The following is a 20,918-nucleotide window of genomic DNA, read 5'->3' on the forward strand; positions in this document are numbered from 1 at the left end:
TGAGACTCCGAATTCCTGGCTCCGAGGATTTAAGGTTATAATTCAAAAAATCTTCTGCGATTTTACAATTTTGCAGTTTCGCGAGTTTACCCCTTTTAAATCTGAAACTCTTCCACCCTTTTTTTGAATGTTTCAATAGTATCCGGCAAAGATTCGTAAGATTTACCTCCGGCCGCATTGATATGCCCTCCTCCATTGAAATACTTTCTGGAAAACTGATTCACATCCACATCATCTTTGCTTCTGAAAGAAATTTTAATAAAGTCCTCATAAAGGTCTTCCATAAAGAATGCAGACATTTTTACCCCCATAATACTCAGCCCGTAATTCACGAAACCTTCCGTATCGCCTTTCTGGAAACCATATTGCTGCAATTCTTTTCTCGTTAAGGACAACACAGCAACAGTTCCGTCATGAACCACTTCAATTCGTCCTAAAATCAAAGAAAGCAGGTGAAGGCGGGAAACCGTATTCGTATCCCAGGTATTGGAAGTGATCATGGAAGGATCAGCACCTTTCTCAATCAAGTTAGCAATAATCCTGTGTGTGGTAGCGCTTGTAGAACGGAAGCGGAAACCTCCCGTATCCGTCATAATACCCGTATAAAGGCATTCAGCCATATCTTTATTCACCAGCTTTTCATCACCCAATGCTTCAATAAAATGATAGATCATTTGTGAAGTAGCCGGAATAATGGTATCCGAATACACGTAATCGAATGGTTCCGGCTGCTGATGATGGTCAATAAGAATTTTCTTTCCTGTAGCTTTAATCAGCCAGTCTCCCACGATTCCGATTCTGGAAGGCGCATTGAAATCCAAACAAAAAATAACATCTGCTTCGCTGATCAGATCATACGCCACTTTTCTTTTGTATTCTGCAATAATTGCCTTTTTGGATTCAGGCATCCATTTCAGGAACTTTGGAAAATCATTCGGAACAATTACATCAGCATGAATTCCTTTAGCTTTTAAATAATGCTTCAATCCAAAGCTGGAACCAATAGCATCTCCATCAGGATTGTAATGGGTAAGAATAACTATTTTGCTTTCCGGAGAGAGAAGGGTATTAATTTCTAAAAGTTCCGCAGGTGTAAACATCATGTGTGTTTATTTTTTGTTTAAATTTGAGTCTCCAAAGATAAAGTTTTTAAATCAACATTGCGATTAATTTTTGAATATAAAGAATGCTGTTTAGAATCGGCTTTTATCTGCAATCGATGAAAAAACATTTCGAATAATTTCAAAAAAAAGTAATTAAAGTTTGTAACTTTTAAAAAAATACATATCTTTGCAACCTGAAAAATAAATAGATAATTACGATTTAAATATAATAGTAATGAGTAAAAGAACATTCCAGCCATCAGAAAGAAAGAGAAGAAACAAACACGGTTTCAGAGAAAGAATGTCTACGCCAAATGGAAGAAGAGTTTTGGCTGCGAGAAGAGCTAAAGGCAGAAAGAGATTAACTGTAAGTGCATCACGCGCTAAGAGATAATTTCTCGAATTATCATATACAAATCATGCTTGAAAAGAAGTTTTTCAGGCATTTTTTGTTGTTAAAATTTACTAAAATTTAGGTTCCTTACGTTTCTTTTCTCTATTTTTAAATTCTGAATTAAAATAGTACTTTAAAACTGAATTATGCCACATACCCATATTTCCGGAGATAATATTATAAGTTTACAACACGCTAAAATTGCACAAAAAAACTTCACTGTTCTTTCTGATGTTAATCTTAACATCAAAAAAGGCAGATTCTGCTACCTTATCGGGAAAACAGGTTCCGGAAAAAGTTCACTTTTAAAAACATTATATGGGCATATTCCTTTAGCATCCGGACATGGAAGTGTTGTAGGATTCGATCTTGCCAAGCTTAAAATGTCTGATGTTCCGAACTTAAGAAGAAAATTAGGGATCGTTTTCCAGGACTTCCAATTGCTTTCCGACAGAACGGTAGAGAAAAATTTAAGATTTGTTCTTGAAGCAACAGGATGGAGCGATAAGGCAAAAATGGACGAGCGCATCAATGAAGTTCTTGAAAGCGTAAACATGAAAAGCAAGAAGCATAAAATGCCTCATGAGCTTTCAGGCGGAGAGCAGCAGCGTATTGCTATTGCAAGAGCTTTATTAAATCACCCTGATCTTATTTTAGCGGATGAGCCTACAGGAAACCTTGACCCTGAAACGTCCAATGAAATTATGACGCTACTGAAGCAGGTAGCCAAAGAAAATGGTGCCGCAGTAGTGATGGCTACTCACGATTACCACATGATCCAAAACTTCCCGGGTGAAGCCATCCGATGTGAAGATGGGAAAGTTTCCGTATTGGATACTACAGAATTGTTTGAATAAAAAATAGATAATAAAAAAACTGCCCTAGTAAAGGCAGTTTTTTTTTTATTTTTGAGGCTTCGGTGTGGCAACTTCTGCTCTTTGTACATTATTGTTGATATCATCAGTATTTCCTACTTTATAAATAGTAACATCTTCTGTGTAACCTTCCGTACCATCCAATTCCGTCTTTTGCTTCCAGTGATTATAAACATCAAAAAAATTATTTTCGACAAGCCTTTTGGCATAATGATCAATCTCTGAAATTTTAATATTTTTCTCCTTTATCACTTTGATATTTTCAGAATCATAATATTTAAGATTCAAAATATCTCCTTTTCTTTCAAAATCTACCCTTTGTCCTTCATTATCCATAATTGCAATTCCATTTTTCAGCTCGCCGTCCTCAAATGTTGCCCGTGAAAATTCTTTTCCTTTGATAAAAGAAACCAGTTCACCACTGAACCCGAAACGAGGTTCATAATTCTGTGTTGTATAAGTATATTTGGGAAGCCCTTGATCACGGGTAAAGACCTTTCCTTCATATATCTGTTTTTCTTCATTATAAGTCTTTTCATATTCCATTATGTCCTTATAATTATAAAACTGCTGATTGATTACTTCACCTTCTTTATAGGTAAAAACATATCCTCTATCATTTTCTTCTGTTCCGCTGTAAGGTTTATTATTTCTATACTTTATTTCAAATCTTTTACTCCCGTTTTTATTAAAAAATTCTCTTTTGTCAACCATATCTTTTTCCAGATAAGTTACTTTTTCCTTTAAATCCGAATTTTCATAATAATTTTCAACAACTACAAAATCACCGTTTCTTAAAACCACTTTTGTACTTACTATATCTGAAAGATCGCCATCAAAATAATACAGCTGAGTTCCGTCAAAAGCAGAAACATCCCAATTGGAAGTTTCAGGTTTAATATATTTTAGCTCTGCAATTTTCTGTCCTGATTTATTATAAAATACTTTAAAACCGGTATCGCCCTTCTTGCTATATTCAAACTTCAACTGATTATTAGAAAAATAGGCTTTTTCCTTTTGGATCTGGTTAAAATCAAAATAATCTGTAATACTTTTCACCCGCATCGGATGATAAAAATACTCCACATATATTCCATTGTATCTACCTTCTTTATCTCCTATAAACGTTCCTAAGTAAGTTCCCTTTTCATCATAAAATTTTGTTTCTTTATCGCTTTCCGGCGTAGTATAGATTTCTTTCCTCGCCAAAGTGATATCCTGATCATATTCTATTTCCAAAATGAGCTCAGAATCTTTCCATTCCTGAATTTTATTATACGCAAAATCTTTATCCTTATAAAAGTAGACTTTCCCTGAATATTTCCCATTATTAGCATAGGCCAGATCACTTATAATCTGTCCCGATTCATCATACTCTTTCAACACCCCTTCCTGTTTTCCATTTTTAAAATTGGCAATTTTTTCTATCTTGCCATCTTGGAAATACCATTTTACTTCTCCCTCAAAAATCTCTTCTCCATTTTTAATACTGCTTGCGAGACCATCCATCTGCAAATTTCCATTAATGAAAAAATCTTTAATTCTTATTAATTTTCCTTCTTTTGAGGTTTCTCTGTAATAAGAAGCATTCGCTTTAGTAGTCGCCTCCCACTCCTCATTAAAGTATGTTCTTTGCTGAGCAGAAAAAATGTTTGAAAATAACAGAAGTATGATATATAATCGAGTCATAAAAATGGTTATTTTTTGTCGAAAACATGAAACTCCTTAGTGAGTTCAAGATATTGGTCCGAGTATTGTCTAGGACTTTTTTCTATGATCAACTCAGATTCTTCCAGTTGTTTTTCAAACTGAGAAAATTCAAGGATTAATCTTTTTGTATTTGAATGGATAATCCCTTTAATATTGACTTTCCGGCTTAAAAAAAGTTGATTTTCTTTAGCTAAATCAATGAACTCGTCACCCACTTCAACAGGAATAATGACTGATAAAATTCCCCTTTCAGAAAGCATATTAAAAGACTTTGAGATCAATTGTTTGAAGTTCAGCTCCACGGTTTGCCTCGCAATTTTATCTTTATCCGAAGTCGATTCTTCAAAATAAGGTGGATTAGAAACCACCAGATCAAATCTTTCTTCCGTTTCCAAGATCTTAAAATCCTGAAGGATATTTTTTAACCTCGAACTAAAAACAGAATTTTCAAAATTGCTTTTGGTAAGCTGTACAGCATTTTCATTAATATCAATCCCCAGGAATTCAGCATTGGGATTTCTTTGAGCCAGCATTAATGAAATCAAACCGGTACCAGTCCCGATTTCCAAAACCTTTGATGCATTTTCCACACTAGCCAAAGACCCAAGAATGACACCATCCGTTCCTACCCGGAAGACATCTTTAGACTGCTGTACTTCGAATTGTTTAAATTTGAAAGGCTTCACTATAAGTTAGTAGGTAATGTAATGATAAAAGTAGAACCTTTCCCCACTTCGGATTTCACGGAAATTTCCCCTTTATAATCCTCAACCATTTTTCTCACCATGGATAACCCGAGTCCCATTCCACTGTTTTTGGAAGTAAAATTAGGCTCGAAAATTCTTTCATACATATTCTCGGGAATACCAATTCCATTATCCTGAACAGAGATCATCACTCTTCTCTGATGCTGCTCTACATCTACATTGATGATCAGTTTTCTATCATCACTCTGAGCCTGTTTTGCATTAGTCACCAGATTGGTAATGATCCTGGAAAGGTAAATCCTGTCCATATTGATCATGATATTGTTTTTATTGGTATGCAGAAAAATACTTTCGTCATTAAAGACACGAAGAATATCTTCCACTTCGGCATTTAAATTAATGACCTCATTATTTTTTTCAGGAAGCTTGGCAAATTCCGAGAAAGCAGAGGCTACCGTAGCAATAAGATCGATCTGATCCACCATTGTTTTGCTCATCTGTGCCACTCTTTCTCTTATATTCGGATCTTCGGGATCAAACTTTCTTTCAAAATTTTGAATGGTGAGCTTCATGGGCGTAAGAGGGTTTTTCACTTCATGAGCAACCTGCTTTGCCATTTCACGCCATGCTTCCTCAGAGGCTTTGAACCGCAGTCTTTCTTTCTGATCCTGAATCTGGAGGATCATCCTGTTATATGCTCTTGCCAAAGCATTCAATTCATCATTTTTATAATATCTGATAGGGCGAAGTTCATTCTCGAACAAAGTGATTCTCGTGATCATATCGGAGAATTTCGTAATCGTTTTTGCCAGATTGTTAGAAGTTACCCAGCTTATCCAGATACTGAAAAGGATCAGGAAAATATCAACCAGAAGGATGTATTTAACATATTTATGGAGAACATCAAAATAAGCTGATTCATCATGATATAACGGAATATAAACTATCGCAATAGGTTCTAATGCGTTATTCTTCAAAATCAGATAAGATGAAGTACGGGTAGCATCTTTAGCTTTATCGTAGCCCGTAATATCTACTCTTGTATCTGTAGAGAGAATTTTATTAACAATATTAATAGGTATTTTTTTCTGATCTACCTGGTTTTGTTCTGTGCTGGAAAGAAGATAATTTCCTTTCAGGTCATAAATAATAATGGCATGCTGATTAATATCCGCAATTTCATAAATCTTATTCCCTAAAACATTGGGTAAATCTTCAGTTCCAATAAGCTTCTGGCTAACGGCATAATCCAGGAACCTCATGACAGCATTGGTTTTAACCTGCATATCAATCTTACTTTGCTCTAAAGAATTATTCCTTAAAACATAGTACGGAACCAATGAAGACGCCGCCACACTTAACAGACACACGAACAAGAAACCGAAAAACACACGGTTTCGCAGACTATACCCTTTATACTTGTTAAATGACATTCTGTTTTTTAATTAACCTAGCAATATACTTACCAATAATGTCAAATTCTAGATTTACTTTATCTCCTGCTTTCAAATGCTGCATATTCGTAAACTCCCAAGTATATGGAATAATCGCCACCGAAAACTGAGAATCCTCACTATGTGCCACTGTCAGGCTGATTCCATTTACCGTAATGGAGCCTTGCGGAACAGTAACAAAATTTCCGTCTGCTTCATATTTTATGGTAATATAATAACTTCCGTCTTTGTTTTCTATTCCAACTACCTCTCCGGTTTTATCTACATGTCCCTGAACAATGTGCCCGTCCAGTCTCCCATCCATTTTCATACAACGCTCAAGATTTACCACCGTTCCTACTTCCCATTTTTCTAGGTTAGTTTTTTCCAGAGTCTCATTGATGGCAGTAACCACATATTGGTCTCCTTTAATTTCAACAACCGTTAAGCAGCACCCGTTATGCGCTAAACTTTGATCGATCTTTAACTCATTGGTAAAAGGACAAGTGAGCGTAAAATCGATATTACTTCCTTTTTCTTCTATCTTTTCAATAACACCAACTGCTTCAATAATTCCTGTGAACATATTATTTTTGCTAAATTTGTAAAATTCTAATCTTCAAAGATAATCAAAATGAGCCCAAAACACCATAAAGTACGAGTAGGAATTTCAATCGGTGATTTTAACGGAATCGGTCCGGAAATCATCATGAAGTCTCTGAAAGACAAAACCATTACAGATTTTTTCACGCCGGTAATTTTTGGCTCTGGTAAATTATTTACCTTTCAGAAAAACATTTTTAAGCTGAACCTGAACTTCAATTATATTAATGAAGCTTCGCAAGCTCAAGGAGGAAAACTGAATATGGTAAATCTTGTAAAGGATAATGTGAATGTAGAACTAGGAACTCCAACAGAAGAATCTACCAAAATGGCCATTGATTCTTTAGAGGCTGCAACAGAGGCTTTAATGAAAGGAGACATTGATGTTCTGGTTACTGCCCCGATCAACAAAGATGAAATGGTGAAAATGGGATTCAAGCACGCAGGACACACAGGATACTTTGAAGAAAAATTCAGCAAAAAAGGATTGATGTTTCTTGTTACTGAGGAATTAAAAGTAGCGGTTTCAACCCATCATATTCCTATTGCCAAAGTCGCTGAGAATATTTCTAAAGAAAAAATAAAAAAACAGATCAGGATTTTAAATCAAACACTGATCGAAGACTTCTGTATTCAAAAACCTAAAATTGCTGTTTTAGGATTGAATCCGCATTCTGGAGACGGAGGTGTTATCGGAAATGAGGAAATCGAAATCATCGGGCCGGCTATTCAGGAACTTTCGGATAATGGTATTCTGGCTTTCGGACCATTCCCTGCTGACAGTTTTTTCCAGCCGAGCAAGTACAAAAATTTCGACGCTGTTTTAGCGATGTATCACGATCAGGGATTGGCACCATTCAAAACTCTTGCGTATGAAGAGGGCGTAAATTATACGGCCGGATTGCCATTCATCAGAACTTCTCCCGATCATGGCGTTGCTTATGATATTGCCGGAAAAAATATTGCAGATGAACAAAGTTTTACCGAAGCTATTTTTACTGCCATTAAAATTTTTAAAAACAGAAGTGAATATAACGATCTGATGAGCAATCGTCTTCAGCCAAGAAAAATGGCAGCAGATAACGGAATAGATGAAGATCTTCCTGAAGATACTGAAGGATAAAACTTTTGTATAATTTTTTATATAATTTGTTAGATATTTTATTTGTAATTATAAAAAAAATGCATATTTTTGCACACTCATTTTATGGACAAGTTAAGAAACTATGACATAAGCTTTTCCGGATTAAAAACCGGCAAGCACGAGTTCAAATTTGAGATAGATAAAACGTTCTTTCAATTATTTGACACTGATCAGGAATTTACAAATCCTAAGATTGCAGTGGATGTTTTACTTGATAAACACACTACTTTTTTAGAATTTGAGATTAAAACACATGGGACGGTAGAACTTATTTGTGATATCACTAATGAAGCATTCGATCATCCTATTGAAAACGAAATCAAGGTTTTGGTAAAGTTCGGAGAAGAGTATGATGACAGCGAAGAAGATGTAATTACTATTCCAACCACAGACCACGCGTTCAATGTAGCGCATCTGATTTATGAGAACGTGGTACTTTCCATTCCTATGAAAAAGTTATCACCTAACGTAAGTGAGGAAGATTTGAAAATCCTTGATCAATTCAGTCCGAAAGATATTGAAGAAACGGAAGAGGAAGAACACGAAAGCGATCCGAGATGGGACGCCTTGAAAAAGTTAAAAGATAAAAATTAAAATAATTAATATGATGAGATGATGAATCTCATCGCTCATCAAATTAAAAAAGTTATTACAAAATGGCACATCCAAAGAGAAGACAGTCGTCTACAAGAAGAGATAAGAGAAGAACTCACTACAAAGCTGTAGTTCCTCAATTAGCTAAAGATGCAACAACTGGTGAATTACACCTTTATCACAGAGCTCACTGGCATGAAGGAAAACTATACTACAGAGGTAAAGTAGTATTGGAAAAAACAGTTGAAACTACTGAAGAAAACTAAGAGGTATTTTTCCTTAAAAAACCTCATTTTGATACAAAAACCACTCAATTTTGATAAAATTGAGTGGTTTTTTGTTACTTTTTGTTATTTTTTGGTATCTTTGGCTCAAAATCAAATATCAAATTTATGGACATTAAAGACATACAAAATCTTATCAAATTTGTGTCTAAGGCTGAAGTATCAGAGGTAAAATACAAAACAAAAGATTTCGAAATCACTATTAAAACTCCATTAGCTGGAAGCGAAGTTGCTTATGCTCAACCTGCAGTTTACCATACTGCGCCTCAACAAGTAGCTGCTCCGGTTCAGGCCGCTGCTCCTGCGGCATCTTCTGCTCCTGCGGAAAAAGCTGATGCGGCTTCTGATGACAGCAAATATGTGGCAATCAAATCTCCAATGATCGGTACTTTCTACAGAAAACCATCTCCAGACAAAGACGTATTTGTAAATGTAGGGGATGAAGTTTCTGCTGGTAAAGTAGTTTGCGTGATCGAAGCGATGAAGTTATTCAACCAGATCGAATCTGAAATCAGCGGAAAAATCGTTAAGATCTTGGTAGACGATGCTACTCCTGTAGAATATGACCAACCTTTATTCTTAGTAGATCCATCTTAATTTAGAAGTTAGATGTTAGACATTAGATGTTAGACTCTGTGCTACATTAAACAACATTATCTAATTTTCAAATTCTAATTTTCAAATTTAAGAAGATGTTCAAAAAAATATTAATAGCCAATCGTGGCGAAATTGCAATGCGTATTCTTCGCACTTGTAAAGAAATGGGGATCAAAACCGTAGCAGTATATTCTACTGCAGATAAAGACAGTCTTCACGTAAGATTTGCTGACGAGGCGGTATGTATTGGTCCTGCCATGAGTAAAGACTCATACCTTAAAATCCCTAACATTATTGCAGCTGCGGAAATTACCAACGCAGATGCTATTCACCCGGGTTACGGATTCTTATCTGAAAATGCTAACTTTTCAAGAATTTGCCAGAAAAACAACATTAAGTTTATTGGAGCTACTCCTGAGCAAATTGAAAAAATGGGAGACAAGGCCAACGCTAAAGCAACCATGAAAGCTGCTGGGGTACCATGTGTACCGGGTTCAGACGGATTGATCGAATCTTATGAAGTAGCTGCTAAAACAGCTGAAGAGATCGGTTATCCGGTAATGATCAAGGCGACTGCAGGTGGAGGTGGAAAAGGAATGAGAGCAGTTTGGAAAGCTGAAGATCTTAAAGACCACTGGGAATCTGCTATTCAGGAAGCTGTTGCTGCTTTCGGAAACGGAGGTATGTATATGGAAAAACTGATCGAAGAGCCTAGACATATTGAAATTCAGGTTGCTGGAGACCAGTATGGGAAAGCTTGCCACCTTTCTGAAAGAGACTGTTCCGTACAAAGAAGAAACCAGAAATTAACCGAAGAAACTCCTTCTCCGTTCATGACAGATGAGCTTCGTGAGAAAATGGGTGAAGCCGCTGTAAAAGCCGCTGAATTTATCGGTTATGAAGGGGTAGGAACTATTGAATTCTTAGTAGACAAACACAGAAATTTCTATTTCATGGAAATGAATACAAGAATTCAGGTAGAACACCCGATCACTGAACAGGTAATCGATTATGACCTGATCAGAGAACAGATCCTTCTTGCTGCCGGAACTCCGATTTCAGGAATTAATTACTATCCGAAGCTACATTCCATCGAGTGTAGAATTAATGCAGAAGATCCTTACAATGATTTCAGACCATCTCCGGGAAAAATCACAGGATTGAATATTCCTGGCGGACACGGAATCAGAGTTGATACTCACGTATATTCAGGATATACCATTCCTTCTAACTATGACTCCATGATTGCTAAGCTTATCACTACTGCTCAGACGCGTGAAGAAGCTATTGCCAAAATGAGACGTGCATTGGAAGAATTCTATATTGAAGGAGTAAAAACTACCATTCCATTCCACAGACAACTAATGGATAATGAAGATTACCTGTCTGGAAACTATACAACGAAATTCATGGAGAGTTTCGTAATGGATAAGAAATATGATCACTAAGATTATTGATAATTGATAAAACGGCCTCATAAGAGGCCGTTTTTATTTTATACGTTCGGCACTACAAACTAAAATGATCATAAATACGTTTCAAGAATATCTTATCATAAAAACTAAACCATATAATTATGAAGCCCATTGTTTTATTTCTACTCATTTTCGGTATGTGGAATACAAATTCTGCACAGGAAAAGAAAATACTCAATATATTGAACAGAGAGCTTAAAAAAGAAGTAAAAAACCAATTCAAGTCACGACTTTTTAATGGAGACACGATTAGTATTGTTAAGGAATTCTCTATTGATCAAGAAAAAAAGCTGTCTTTTGAAATCAGAATGACCAGTTCATATTTCACAGGCACTCAATTGATCAAACAGGAGGTTCCCCTCGCCAAGCTTAAAAAAATAGGAAAAGACATTCAGATTATTCTGGAAGCAGAAGATGATTCCGTAATTACAACCGTTACCAATGCCAAAGCAGATGAAAAAACACAAACTTCAAAAAGCAATCTGTTCTATCTTTATATGTCCAGTGAACAAAACAATGAAAAAATGGGTGAAGAACTGCAAAATGCTTTTAAAAAAGCAGGCTATCCACTTATTAAAGAATACTGGGCAGATTAGCAGAGTAAAACCCATGCTATTTTCCTAACTTTAAAATTATCACTAACTTTGTGAAAAACCTAAGAATATATGTCAACAGTAGAAACAGCAAAAAATTCACAGTATTTTATTGACCTTGAAGATCAGCATGGCGCGCACAATTATCATCCACTTCCGGTAGTTCTTGACCGTGGAGAAGGTGTTTTTGTATGGGATGTGGAAGGCAAGAAATATTATGATTTTCTTTCTGCCTACTCTGCTGTTAATCAAGGGCATTCTCACCCTAAAATTGTAGAAGCATTAGTCAGCCAGGCTCAAAAATTAGCCCTGACTTCAAGAGCATTTTACAACTCAAAACTAGGAGAATACGAACAGAAAATCACTTCCCTTTTTGGTTTTGATAAAGTGTTACCAATGAACTCCGGAGCAGAAGCTGTGGAAACAGCGGTAAAATTAGCCAGAAAATGGAGCTATGAAGTAAAAGGTATTTCTGAAAACGCAGCTAAGATTATCGTTTGTGAAAATAACTTCCACGGAAGAACAACCACTATTGTTTCTTTCTCTAATGATCCGGATGCGAACCACAACTATGGACCTTTCACTCCAGGATTCATCAAAATTCCGTATAATGATCTTGCGGCTTTAGAAGATGTTTTAACAAAAGATGCTCAGAATATTGCAGCATTCCTTGTTGAACCTATTCAGGGGGAAGCCGGAGTATATGTTCCGGATGAAAATTTCCTTAAAAATGCTTCCGAATTATGTAAAAAACATAACGTTCTTTTCATTGCCGATGAAGTTCAGACCGGAATTGCAAGAACAGGAAAGCTGATCGCCTGTCATCATGAAGATGTACAGCCGGATATTTTAATTTTAGGAAAAGCGCTTTCAGGCGGAATGTACCCTGTTTCAGCTGTTTTAGCGAACAATAACATCATGAATGTGATCAAGCCGGGACAACATGGTTCTACATTCGGTGGAAACCCATTAGCTTGTGCAGTTGCAATGGCAGCTTTAGATGTGGTTTCTGAAGAAAACCTGTCTGAAAGAGCTGAACATTTAGGACAATTATTCAGAGCTGAAATTGAAAAAGTGATTGAAAGAACCGACCTTATTACCAAAGTAAGAGGTAAAGGTTTATTGAATGCCATTTTAATTAATGACACTCCGGAAAGTTCTACTGCATGGAATCTTTGTTTACAATTAAAAGAAAACGGATTGCTTGCCAAACCTACTCATGGAAATATCATAAGACTTGCACCGCCATTGGTAATCACCGAAGAACAATTAATGGATTGTGTGAGGATTATAGAGAAAACCATTACTGATTTCAAAAAGTAAATATGCCTCAACTCACTGAGAAAGTAAGCGGCTTAATCATAACCTATAACGAAGAAAAAAACATTCGGGAAGTACTCGAATGTTTTGACTTTTGTGATGAAATCATCATTGTTGATTCATTCAGCACTGATAAAACGTTAGAAATAGTCCGAACTTTCCCCAAAGTAAAGGTGGTTCAGCACACGTTTGAGGATTTTACATCTCAAAGAAATCTGGCGCTGGATTATGCCACCAATGATTGGGTATTATTTTTAGATGGTGATGAAAGAATTACTCCCCAGCTGAAAAAAGAAATCATCGAAGAATTAAACAAACCCGATAAAAAAGATGCTTATTATTTTTATCGCAAATTCTTTTTTGCCGGCAAGCCCATCCATTTTTCCGGAACTCAAACGGACAAGAATTTCAGGCTTTTCAGGAAATCAAAAGCCCGATATATAGAAGAGAGAAAAGTTCACGAAACTTTGGAAGTAAACGGATCGATTGGAGAGCTGAAAAATAAGCTTCTGCATTATTCCGTGACGGATTATGAATCTTACAAGAAAAAGATGATCCATTACGGAAAGCTGAAAGGATTAGAGCTTGCTTCCAAAGGAAAAAAATACAGTGCTTCAACTCAATATTTCAAAACGGCTTACAAATTTTTTAAAGCGTATATTATGCGGTTGGGAATTTTAGACGGCAAAGAAGGCTTTCAGCTTTCTTACCTGCAATCTTTGAGTGCTTTTGAAACGTATGAATCTCTAAAGAACGAACAAAAAGAATTCGAATGAAAATTTGTGTCATCAGTTTTGACTTTTGGGGCTATGATCAATATATTGTAGATGTTTTACGCCATAAAGGTATTGATGCCCATCATATTAAAATTGGTGCCGTAACGCATGCCAATTTTACAGAAAAAGCAGTGAATGCATTCAGCAAAGTCTTTTTAAAGAAAAACCTTAAAAAGGAAAAACGCCAGCAGTACGTTTTGGACTCTTTAGCTCAGCTTGGATATCAGGATCAAATTTTGGTGTTAAATCCGGACACTTTCGATCTTTCCACACTGGAAAAAATAAAAACTTATACAAACAGAATGATCACTTATCTGTATGATAATCTTGAAAGGTTTCCTGTGGAAGATAAGCTTCATCTTTTTGATAAGATTTTTTCATTTGATGATAAGGATATTAAAAAGCACGGCTTTGAAAGACTGACCAACTATAATTATCTGGAATATATTCCACAAGAAAAGCAGCATCCTACATTGGACCTGTATTACATTACTTCATTTGATAAAGGAAGAAACAAGATATTATTACCTTTAGCTAAAATTTTGCAGAAAAAAGGCATTGTATATGATTTTGTAGTGGTAGGAAAAAAAGTATGGAAAGAGCAGGTGAAGCTTGGAAAAGATACATTGAAAAATTTCACAGCCTTAAAAAGAAGACCTATTTCCACAGCAACTACTGCTAATATTTATAAAAACACCAAAGCCTTATTGGATCTGATGAGATCCGGGCAAACGGGGCTTAGCTTCAGAGTTTTTGAAGCGATGGCGATGGAAAAGAAAATTGTGACCGACAATCCGGAAATTAAAAATTACGATTTTTACAATCCGAATAATATTTTAGTATTGAATCACGATTTAAGCAATATCAGTAAAGAATTTTTCCAACAGCCTTATGAAAAGGTTCCGGAAGATATTTACCAAAAATACACACTCGATTACTGGACAGACAAGGTTTTCGGATTGAATAAAAACTAAGCGATGGGAATTGTAAAAAAAATAAAGAAACATTTTAAGAGGAAGGAAAAACTTAAGATTCTTCAGACGCAGGACGTTGTGAATATAGAACTGTGGGACCCTTCCAGAAAAACAATTGTATTTGTTTCAAGGGATTTTCCTACTCACGATCAAGATTCCGGATCAAACAGATTAAAGGAAATCATACTACTCTATAAGCAAATGGGCTATAATTGTATCCTGTTTGCACCACATGTTTTTGAAGATAATTCTTATGTGAAGTTTTATCAAAGCTTAGATGTTATTGTATTTGTAGAAAATAACAAATACAAAACTATTGATGAGTTCCTGCCGACATTAAAATCTGTTGATTACATTTGGTTTAACGGGCCGTTTGCCCTGAATTTATTCTATAAAAAATTAAAAAACATCCTGCCTCAAACCAAGTTCATATATGACATGGTGGATATTCATTTTTTACGATATAAAAGAGCCATTGAGATAGAACCGACAAGAATTTCTTTGAAGAAAAACTATAAACATTTCTTTCGCCTGGAAACGGTTGTGGCACCTCAGCTCGATTACATTATTGCTATTTCCGATAAGGAAAAAGAAGTTATGAGCCAATATGCAGACCGCAATAAGATCATTACGATTTCTAATATTCACTATCCGAAAATTGATATTTCAGAAAGAAAATCATTCAGTGAAAGTAAAGGAATCATTTTCATTGGTTCCATTCACGAGCCGAATATTGATGCCGTAAAATATTTATACGAAAACATTATGCCTATTGTCTGGAAAGCCAATCCGGAGATTGAAGTGAGCGTAATTGGTAATGTAGCAGATAAATTAGACCTGAAATTATTTCCTAAATTTAAGTTTTTAGGATTTGTAGAGAGCATTGAAGAGCTTTTTATGAATTCCAGGATCATGGTTGCTCCATTAAGATTCGGAGCGGGTGTCAAAGGAAAAATCGGGCAGGCTTTCGAATATTTTTTACCTGTAATCACTACAGATATTGGCGCAGAAGGAATGCAGCTTGTGAATAACAAAAACGTACTGATTGCCAATGACAAAGATTCTTTTGCCGAAGCTATTATTCGCCTCAATAATGATGAAACTCTTTGGAACACATTAAGCCAACATTCAATAGACAGTTTACAACCATTTTCTTTGGAAGCAGTAAGCTCCACTCTTAAAAATATCTGATCACATGAAGACCTCTGATTTTTTAGTAAGTATTATCGTTCCGTGCTACAATGCCTCTTATTATGTGAGAGAGGTGCTTGAAAGCATCCAGAGTCAGACTTATGCTAACATAGAATGCATTATCATCAACGACGGAAGTACAGATAATACATTAGAAATTCTCAATAGCTTTACAGATTCCAGATTCCAGATATACAATCAGGAAAACAAAGGGCTTTCCGATACCCGAAATTTTGGTTTGGAAAAAGCGGCAGGTGATTTCATCTACTTCTGTGACAGTGATGACCTGCTTCCCTCACATGCTATAGAATCTCTGATTTCCGCCTACACAGAGAAAGAAGATATCATCATCGGGAAAACGGCTACTTTTGCATGGGAAGAAAAAAAGATCGTTTCTTACCTTCCGCATCCAAAAGAAAAACAGCATTTTGAAAATACTAACTCAGAAGTGTTGCTTAAAAATATCACAGAAGGATTAAGCCCGATTGCTCAGAATAAATTATACCGTACAGAGTTTTTAAGAAAGAATAATTTGAAATTTCTAAGCGGAATCTATCATGAAGATGAATTATGGTTCTTCGAGACCCTATTCAACGCTAAGAATGTGACGTTTATTCCAGAAGTAACGTATCATTATACGGTAGATAATGCTCAATCCATCACCAAGAAAAACAGTGATAAAAATCTTTTGGGCTATCTTAGTGTTATCAAAACCATTTATGAAAAATATTATCTGAAATATCCTGAACGAAGCATTACAGCTTACTATCTTGCCTATCTGAAGAAGATTATCATCGGGAATTTCAAGCATCATGGGAATTATTCCTCTGAAGCACTTCAGCAGATGGAAAAAACGTTTAGGGAGGTAAATCCTGAGTTTAAAGATAATATTGAGCTTAAAAGTATTGAGAAAAAATATTTCAGATTCTTAAATAATGTAAGCTTGAAAGATTCTGATACCATCAGGAAAGAATATTTCAATAATCCGGTAAACAGTCTTAGAAAGCATTATAAAATTGTAATGTTCAGTTTATTTAACAAATAAAACAGTGAAAAAAGAAAGGTTCCTTTTGGTCATGCCCGATTATTCGGATTTTCCCCAATTATTTTTAGATAATCTGGAGAAAGTAGGCTTTGAAACTTCTCTGATCACAGATAAAGTCTGCCAGTTCAGATATAAAGGCACTGAAAATATCCAAAACTTTTTCATTAAAAACATTCTGAGAAACAAGGAATACAAGCAAAATCTTATCAATAGGCATCAACTCGAAGAACTCAATAAGAGCCTCTCTGAATTGGAAGGCAAGTTCGATTATATTTTGGTGATCCGTCCTGATAACTTCCCTATTCCTTTCATTCAGAATTTAAAAAAGAAAACCAAAAAGCTGGTTGCCTATCAATGGGACGGGATTGAAAAATTCCCCGAAGTCAAAAATTACTTCGGGCTTTTCGATACATTCTTCTGCTTTGAAAGGGTGGAATCTGAACACAACATCCATTCCATTACCAATTTTTATTTTGATCATCTTCCGCCTTCTCACAAAGAATACAATACGGAAAAACCTGTACTCTACTTCGTTGGTTTGTATTGGAAGAGCCGTGAAGAAAAAATAGACCGCTTTATTGAAGAAGTTTCAGCCTTCTCAGTCAACCTCAACATTTTCATCCAGTATTTTCAGGAGCCCGAACGAAAAAATAGTAAGATCAAATATATTTCAGACCGAATCACTTTCAAGGAAAACCTGGAACTGGTAAAAAGTTCAGATGTTCTTTTAGACTTTGTTGATCCATTGCATGACGGACTTTCCATTCGTTTTTTTGAAGGAATGTATTATGGCAAAAAAGTGATCACGGATAATATTATGGTAAAAAATTATGACTTTTACCATTCTGACAATATATTTGTCGTAGAAAATGATAATTATAAAAACATAGAGCAATTTTTGAAAACACCTTATCATCCGTTACCTGAAGAAATCGTACAGCAATACAGCTTCAGCAATTGGATCAAGGAGATCATAAAATAACTCGATTGATAGATAGATAAAAAACCATGAGCGATTTGATTTCTGTAATTGTCCCCTATTATAACGGGGAAGACTATATTGAAGAATGTCTTAACAGTATTTATGGGCAGACTTTCAAAAATATTGAGGTCATTGTGATTAATGATGGATCGCCAAAAGAGTTTCTGGATCATCTGAAAGCCGATAAATATCCTGACCTGATTTTGCACCATCAGGAAAATCAGGGCCAGTCTATGGCAAGAAACAAAGGAGCCGAAATAGCACGAGGCAAATATATTTTGTTTGTGGATTGCGATGATAAAATTGCGCCTGAGTTTTTAAAGAAAACATACGATGTATTAATCTCTAATCCAGCAATCAGGGTTTGCTACACCAAAGGGCAATATTTTGAAAAAGAAAATACGGAATGGTATTTACCTGATTTTGAAATCAAGGATTTTCTTTTCGCCAACTGCATCCCTATTTCTGCTTTGCTGTATAAGGAAGATTTTATCAAAGCTAACGGTTTCGATAAAAACCTGACCTATTTTGAAGACTGGGATCTATGGATCTCAATTATTGAAAATGGTGGTGAAGTATATAGAATTCCGGAACATTTATTTTTTTACAGAATCAGGCACAATGACAATTCTCTTACCAATGTAAGTACCCAACAGGAAGAGAAAATAGCCCAGAACAGGTTTCTTATCTACCAAAAGCATTATGCATTTTATGAGAAACACGGATTTGATTTCAGCAACATAAGCTACATTATCCTGAACAGAAACCAATACAAAAAAAGATATTATAATGTTTGGTACAGAAAACTGGCTTATCAACTTTTCAAACCAAAGAAATTCAACGAAATATACCGCCAATTTTAAAATAACTTCCAGCATCCATGAAAATTTCAATCGTAACTGCTTACTACAACCGTAAAGCATTATTTATCAAAACCCTTGAAAGTATTCAAAGGCAGTTGAAAGATCATGATTTTGATCTTGAGTTCATTGCAGTGGATGATGCAAGCAATGAAGAAGAAAGACTGGAAGACCTTGTTGGGCGGTTCCCTTTTTTAAGAGTAATCCGTCTGAAAAAATGGAGCAAGTGGTACAAAAATTCATGCATCCCTTTTAATGTAGGCTTTAAAGCTGCTAAAGGAGATTTTATCATATTGCAAAACCCGGAATGTCTGCATTTTGGTCATATTTTACAATATACCAGCGAACATCTGGTTAAAAACAAATACCTAAGCTTCGGATGCTATTCTTTGGATGAAGAACCTACTGATAATATAGATGAATACATCCGTCATCCTGAAAAAATGGAAAAGCTCATTCAGGAAAACAATGTGGAAAATACCAGCGATGGAAGCAATAGTTGGTATAACCATTCTGTTATAAGACCTGTAGCGTATCATTTCTGCTGTGCTATTACCCGGGAAGATTTATTTGATCTGGGAGGGTTTGATCCGGCTTATGCAGAAGGAGTGGCGTATGATGATAATGAATTTCTGCACAGAATAAAACTAAAGAAAATGCAGATTGAGATCGTTGATAGTGAAATTGTTCTGCATCAAAATCACTACCGAAGAAAATCATCTTTAAATAATACGGTGAAGCTGAATGAAAAGGAGCTGAAAAAAAGAAGTGCATTATTATATAAGAATGAAATGCTTTTTAAAAATTATACCCTCAACAAAAAAACATGGAAAGTGGATGGGCTTTCCGGAAATATTTTGCTAAAAGGATTATTCAGAAAGTTTAAATCAAAGAAAAGTTGAATTATTTCATAAAATTCAATGATTTTTTGAATATCAGGAAAATATAAATAATCAGCACAACAGCCAAAGAAGTTATCAATAACTGGTTGATTAGAAAAATACTATTGGAATTGTCAGAAAACATTTCTGTTATTTTCCTTAAAGTTTGATTCCACAAAATAATAGGTAAAATAATGATCATGTATTTCGCTCCGAATTGATTGCTTTTCGCCCAACTGATCAAAGCAGGCACACATAATACCAGGAAAAACAATCTGTATTCCCAGCTTATAGACAGGAAAAAACTGAACAGGAAAACTCCGGCTCCTATCAAAAACAAGTACAGTTCTCGTCTTGTAATATTTGTAAGGTCCACGTGATTCCATTGATTTCTGAATATTTTAAACAGCAGAAAAATAATAGAAATCCATAATACAATATATCCCGCCCAATATACCCCTTCTATTTTGTACATTTTACGGTTGTGAGACATAAAATTTTCCAACGGAACCTGAAATCCAAAACTAAACTCAGAAATAGAAATAGGCGTTCTTTCGCGAATCATGATAATCTCTTCGTAATTCAACCCTATATAAACAAGTATAACCACTGCAACCCCTATCAACACAGCTATATTCTTAAAATTAATTTCTTTATATAAATAGAGAACCAGTAACCCCGCTCCAATTGGATAAAGCTTCAGCATGAAAGCAAGCAGGAAGAATAGAATATAAAGCAGTTTACTTTTAGGAAAAACCAAAATAGGAAACAGGAGAAGCAGAAATATAACTAAGTCATTATTTCCCCTTTCAAAAAGTAAAAGCGATACTGGAGAAAGTAGTAATAAAAGATAATAAAAAGCCTTTTTTGCGTCCCAATTTCCCGATGCCCATAACAACATGCTCTGCGTACAAAACACAAGCAAAAAACCGATTGCTTTATAATGAACAGCATCAAAACCTTTGAGATAAGAAAAGAATCTCCAGAATGAAGGATAGTTATAAGGCGGTTCATAATGTTCTTTGAAAGGATCTTTCCCTATTCCATATAAATCTGTCCCTTTTAAAAGAAGCCGCAGATCACCGTACACTGACCAGGAATCAAATTGTATATACGATTTGAATAGGTACCAGTATTGGTTATAGTCGAATACAAGCAGGAATATGAATAATGCTAACACATAATATATTCTAAGATCTTTTTTCAATCCTATTAGTAAAGCCTTATTATTACCTGCCATATTCATCTTCTTGCGAAGCAGTGTTTCCTGTTTTCAGCATAATCGGAGTATCCTTAATAGACACAAAAGTAAAGATTAAGATCAAAAAAGCCAATAATACAGTACCAAAACATCATGAAAAACCTGATAATTTTAAG

Annotated in this window: 22 protein-coding genes; 16 read left to right on the forward strand and 6 right to left on the reverse strand. The window is 35.3% G+C overall.

Annotated features, from left to right (window positions below; all coding sequences use genetic code 11):
* Positions 1 to 95 precede the first annotated feature (95 nt).
* Positions 96 to 1,100, reverse strand: coding sequence for a DHH family phosphoesterase (locus tag EGI05_RS12975; protein WP_123263475.1), 1,005 nt, complete (start codon positions 1,098 to 1,100; stop codon positions 96 to 98).
* 238 nt (positions 1,101 to 1,338) lie between these two features.
* Here EGI05_RS12975 and rpmH point away from each other — a divergent pair, with 238 nt between their 5' ends.
* Together rpmH and EGI05_RS12985 are read left to right on the forward strand one after the other, a co-directional pair.
* Positions 1,339 to 1,497, forward strand: coding sequence for a 50S ribosomal protein L34 (rpmH, locus tag EGI05_RS12980; RefSeq protein WP_076443849.1), 159 nt, complete (start codon positions 1,339 to 1,341; stop codon positions 1,495 to 1,497).
* A 146-nt stretch (positions 1,498 to 1,643) separates the two neighbouring features.
* Positions 1,644 to 2,354: a cell division ATP-binding protein FtsE gene (locus EGI05_RS12985; RefSeq protein WP_123263476.1), complete on the forward strand. Its 711-nt coding sequence runs from the start codon at positions 1,644 to 1,646 to the stop codon at positions 2,352 to 2,354.
* Between the two features lie 45 nt (positions 2,355 to 2,399).
* Here EGI05_RS12985 and EGI05_RS12990 read toward each other — a convergent pair whose 3' ends face one another.
* From EGI05_RS12990 to EGI05_RS13005, 4 genes are read right to left on the reverse strand one after another with little or no spacing between them, the layout of a single operon-like run.
* The gene (locus EGI05_RS12990) at positions 2,400 to 4,061 is read right to left on the reverse strand and encodes a toxin-antitoxin system YwqK family antitoxin (RefSeq protein WP_123263477.1); all 1,662 of its coding nucleotides are present in this window, start codon (positions 4,059 to 4,061) and stop codon (positions 2,400 to 2,402) included.
* An 8-nt stretch (positions 4,062 to 4,069) separates the two neighbouring features.
* Entirely contained in the window at positions 4,070 to 4,768 is a 699-nt protein-coding gene (locus EGI05_RS12995) for a tRNA1(Val) (adenine(37)-N6)-methyltransferase (RefSeq protein ID WP_123263478.1), read from the reverse strand.
* Complete coding sequence (locus EGI05_RS13000) at positions 4,768 to 6,222, reverse strand: sensor histidine kinase (protein ID WP_123263479.1); 1,455 nt, start codon at positions 6,220 to 6,222, stop codon at positions 4,768 to 4,770. Before EGI05_RS13000 ends, EGI05_RS12995 begins: the two co-directional genes overlap by 1 nt.
* Complete coding sequence (locus tag EGI05_RS13005; protein ID WP_123263480.1) at positions 6,212 to 6,808, reverse strand: riboflavin synthase; 597 nt, start codon at positions 6,806 to 6,808, stop codon at positions 6,212 to 6,214. The genes EGI05_RS13000 and EGI05_RS13005 overlap by 11 nt, the downstream gene beginning before the upstream one ends.
* A gap of 48 nt (positions 6,809 to 6,856) precedes the next feature.
* On the opposite strand from EGI05_RS13005, the gene pdxA reads away from it, so the two are divergent.
* The 14 genes from pdxA to EGI05_RS13075 all read left to right on the forward strand — a co-directional run bounded on the left by pdxA (position 6,857) and on the right by EGI05_RS13075 (position 19,562).
* Positions 6,857 to 7,948: a 4-hydroxythreonine-4-phosphate dehydrogenase PdxA gene (gene pdxA, locus EGI05_RS13010; RefSeq protein ID WP_123263481.1), complete on the forward strand. Its 1,092-nt coding sequence runs from the start codon at positions 6,857 to 6,859 to the stop codon at positions 7,946 to 7,948.
* 84 nt (positions 7,949 to 8,032) lie between these two features.
* Complete coding sequence (locus EGI05_RS13015; protein WP_123263482.1) at positions 8,033 to 8,563, forward strand: YceD family protein; 531 nt, start codon at positions 8,033 to 8,035, stop codon at positions 8,561 to 8,563.
* A gap of 62 nt (positions 8,564 to 8,625) precedes the next feature.
* Positions 8,626 to 8,829 (forward strand): 50S ribosomal protein L32, encoded by a 204-nt coding sequence (gene rpmF, locus EGI05_RS13020; RefSeq protein ID WP_034681046.1) that lies wholly within the window; start codon positions 8,626 to 8,628, stop codon positions 8,827 to 8,829.
* Between the two features lie 126 nt (positions 8,830 to 8,955).
* Entirely contained in the window at positions 8,956 to 9,444 is a 489-nt protein-coding gene (gene accB, locus EGI05_RS13025) for an acetyl-CoA carboxylase biotin carboxyl carrier protein (protein ID WP_123263483.1), read from the forward strand.
* 95 nt (positions 9,445 to 9,539) lie between these two features.
* The gene (gene accC, locus EGI05_RS13030; RefSeq protein ID WP_123263484.1) at positions 9,540 to 10,892 is read left to right on the forward strand and encodes an acetyl-CoA carboxylase biotin carboxylase subunit; all 1,353 of its coding nucleotides are present in this window, start codon (positions 9,540 to 9,542) and stop codon (positions 10,890 to 10,892) included.
* Positions 10,893 to 11,020: 128 nt separating this feature from the next.
* The gene (locus EGI05_RS13035; protein WP_134197480.1) at positions 11,021 to 11,515 is read left to right on the forward strand and encodes a hypothetical protein; all 495 of its coding nucleotides are present in this window, start codon (positions 11,021 to 11,023) and stop codon (positions 11,513 to 11,515) included.
* Positions 11,516 to 11,584: 69 nt separating this feature from the next.
* A complete protein-coding gene (rocD, locus tag EGI05_RS13040; RefSeq protein WP_123263486.1) occupies positions 11,585 to 12,835 on the forward strand; it encodes an ornithine--oxo-acid transaminase in 1,251 nt (416 codons plus the stop codon).
* A 2-nt stretch (positions 12,836 to 12,837) separates the two neighbouring features.
* The gene (locus EGI05_RS13045; RefSeq protein WP_123263487.1) at positions 12,838 to 13,608 is read left to right on the forward strand and encodes a glycosyltransferase family 2 protein; all 771 of its coding nucleotides are present in this window, start codon (positions 12,838 to 12,840) and stop codon (positions 13,606 to 13,608) included.
* Positions 13,605 to 14,582 (forward strand): glycosyltransferase family protein, encoded by a 978-nt coding sequence (locus EGI05_RS13050; protein WP_123263488.1) that lies wholly within the window; start codon positions 13,605 to 13,607, stop codon positions 14,580 to 14,582. The genes EGI05_RS13045 and EGI05_RS13050 overlap by 4 nt, the downstream gene beginning before the upstream one ends.
* Positions 14,583 to 14,585: 3 nt before the next feature.
* Entirely contained in the window at positions 14,586 to 15,773 is a 1,188-nt protein-coding gene (locus EGI05_RS13055; RefSeq protein ID WP_123263489.1) for a glycosyltransferase family 4 protein, read from the forward strand.
* A gap of 4 nt (positions 15,774 to 15,777) precedes the next feature.
* Entirely contained in the window at positions 15,778 to 16,818 is a 1,041-nt protein-coding gene (locus EGI05_RS13060; protein ID WP_123263490.1) for a glycosyltransferase family 2 protein, read from the forward strand.
* A gap of 4 nt (positions 16,819 to 16,822) precedes the next feature.
* Positions 16,823 to 17,800 (forward strand): hypothetical protein, encoded by a 978-nt coding sequence (locus tag EGI05_RS13065; protein WP_134197482.1) that lies wholly within the window; start codon positions 16,823 to 16,825, stop codon positions 17,798 to 17,800.
* Positions 17,801 to 17,826: 26 nt separating this feature from the next.
* On the forward strand, positions 17,827 to 18,663 hold the full coding sequence (locus EGI05_RS13070) for a glycosyltransferase family 2 protein (RefSeq protein WP_123263492.1): 837 nt from the start codon (positions 17,827 to 17,829) through the stop codon (positions 18,661 to 18,663).
* A 17-nt stretch (positions 18,664 to 18,680) separates the two neighbouring features.
* Positions 18,681 to 19,562, forward strand: a complete 882-nt coding sequence (locus tag EGI05_RS13075) for a glycosyltransferase family 2 protein (protein WP_123263493.1) — start codon at positions 18,681 to 18,683, stop codon at positions 19,560 to 19,562.
* A gap of 1 nt (position 19,563) precedes the next feature.
* Here the strand turns inward: EGI05_RS13075 and EGI05_RS13080 are convergent, their stop codons facing one another.
* Positions 19,564 to 20,781 carry a hypothetical protein gene (locus tag EGI05_RS13080; protein WP_134197484.1) on the reverse strand — a complete coding sequence of 406 codons (1,218 nt, stop codon included), beginning with the start codon at positions 20,779 to 20,781 and terminating at the stop codon, positions 19,564 to 19,566.
* Positions 20,782 to 20,918 lie beyond the last annotated feature (137 nt).

Origin of the sequence: Chryseobacterium daecheongense, from assembly GCF_003729955.1 — a bacterium.
Lineage (GTDB): Bacteria > Bacteroidota > Bacteroidia > Flavobacteriales > Weeksellaceae > Chryseobacterium > Chryseobacterium daecheongense.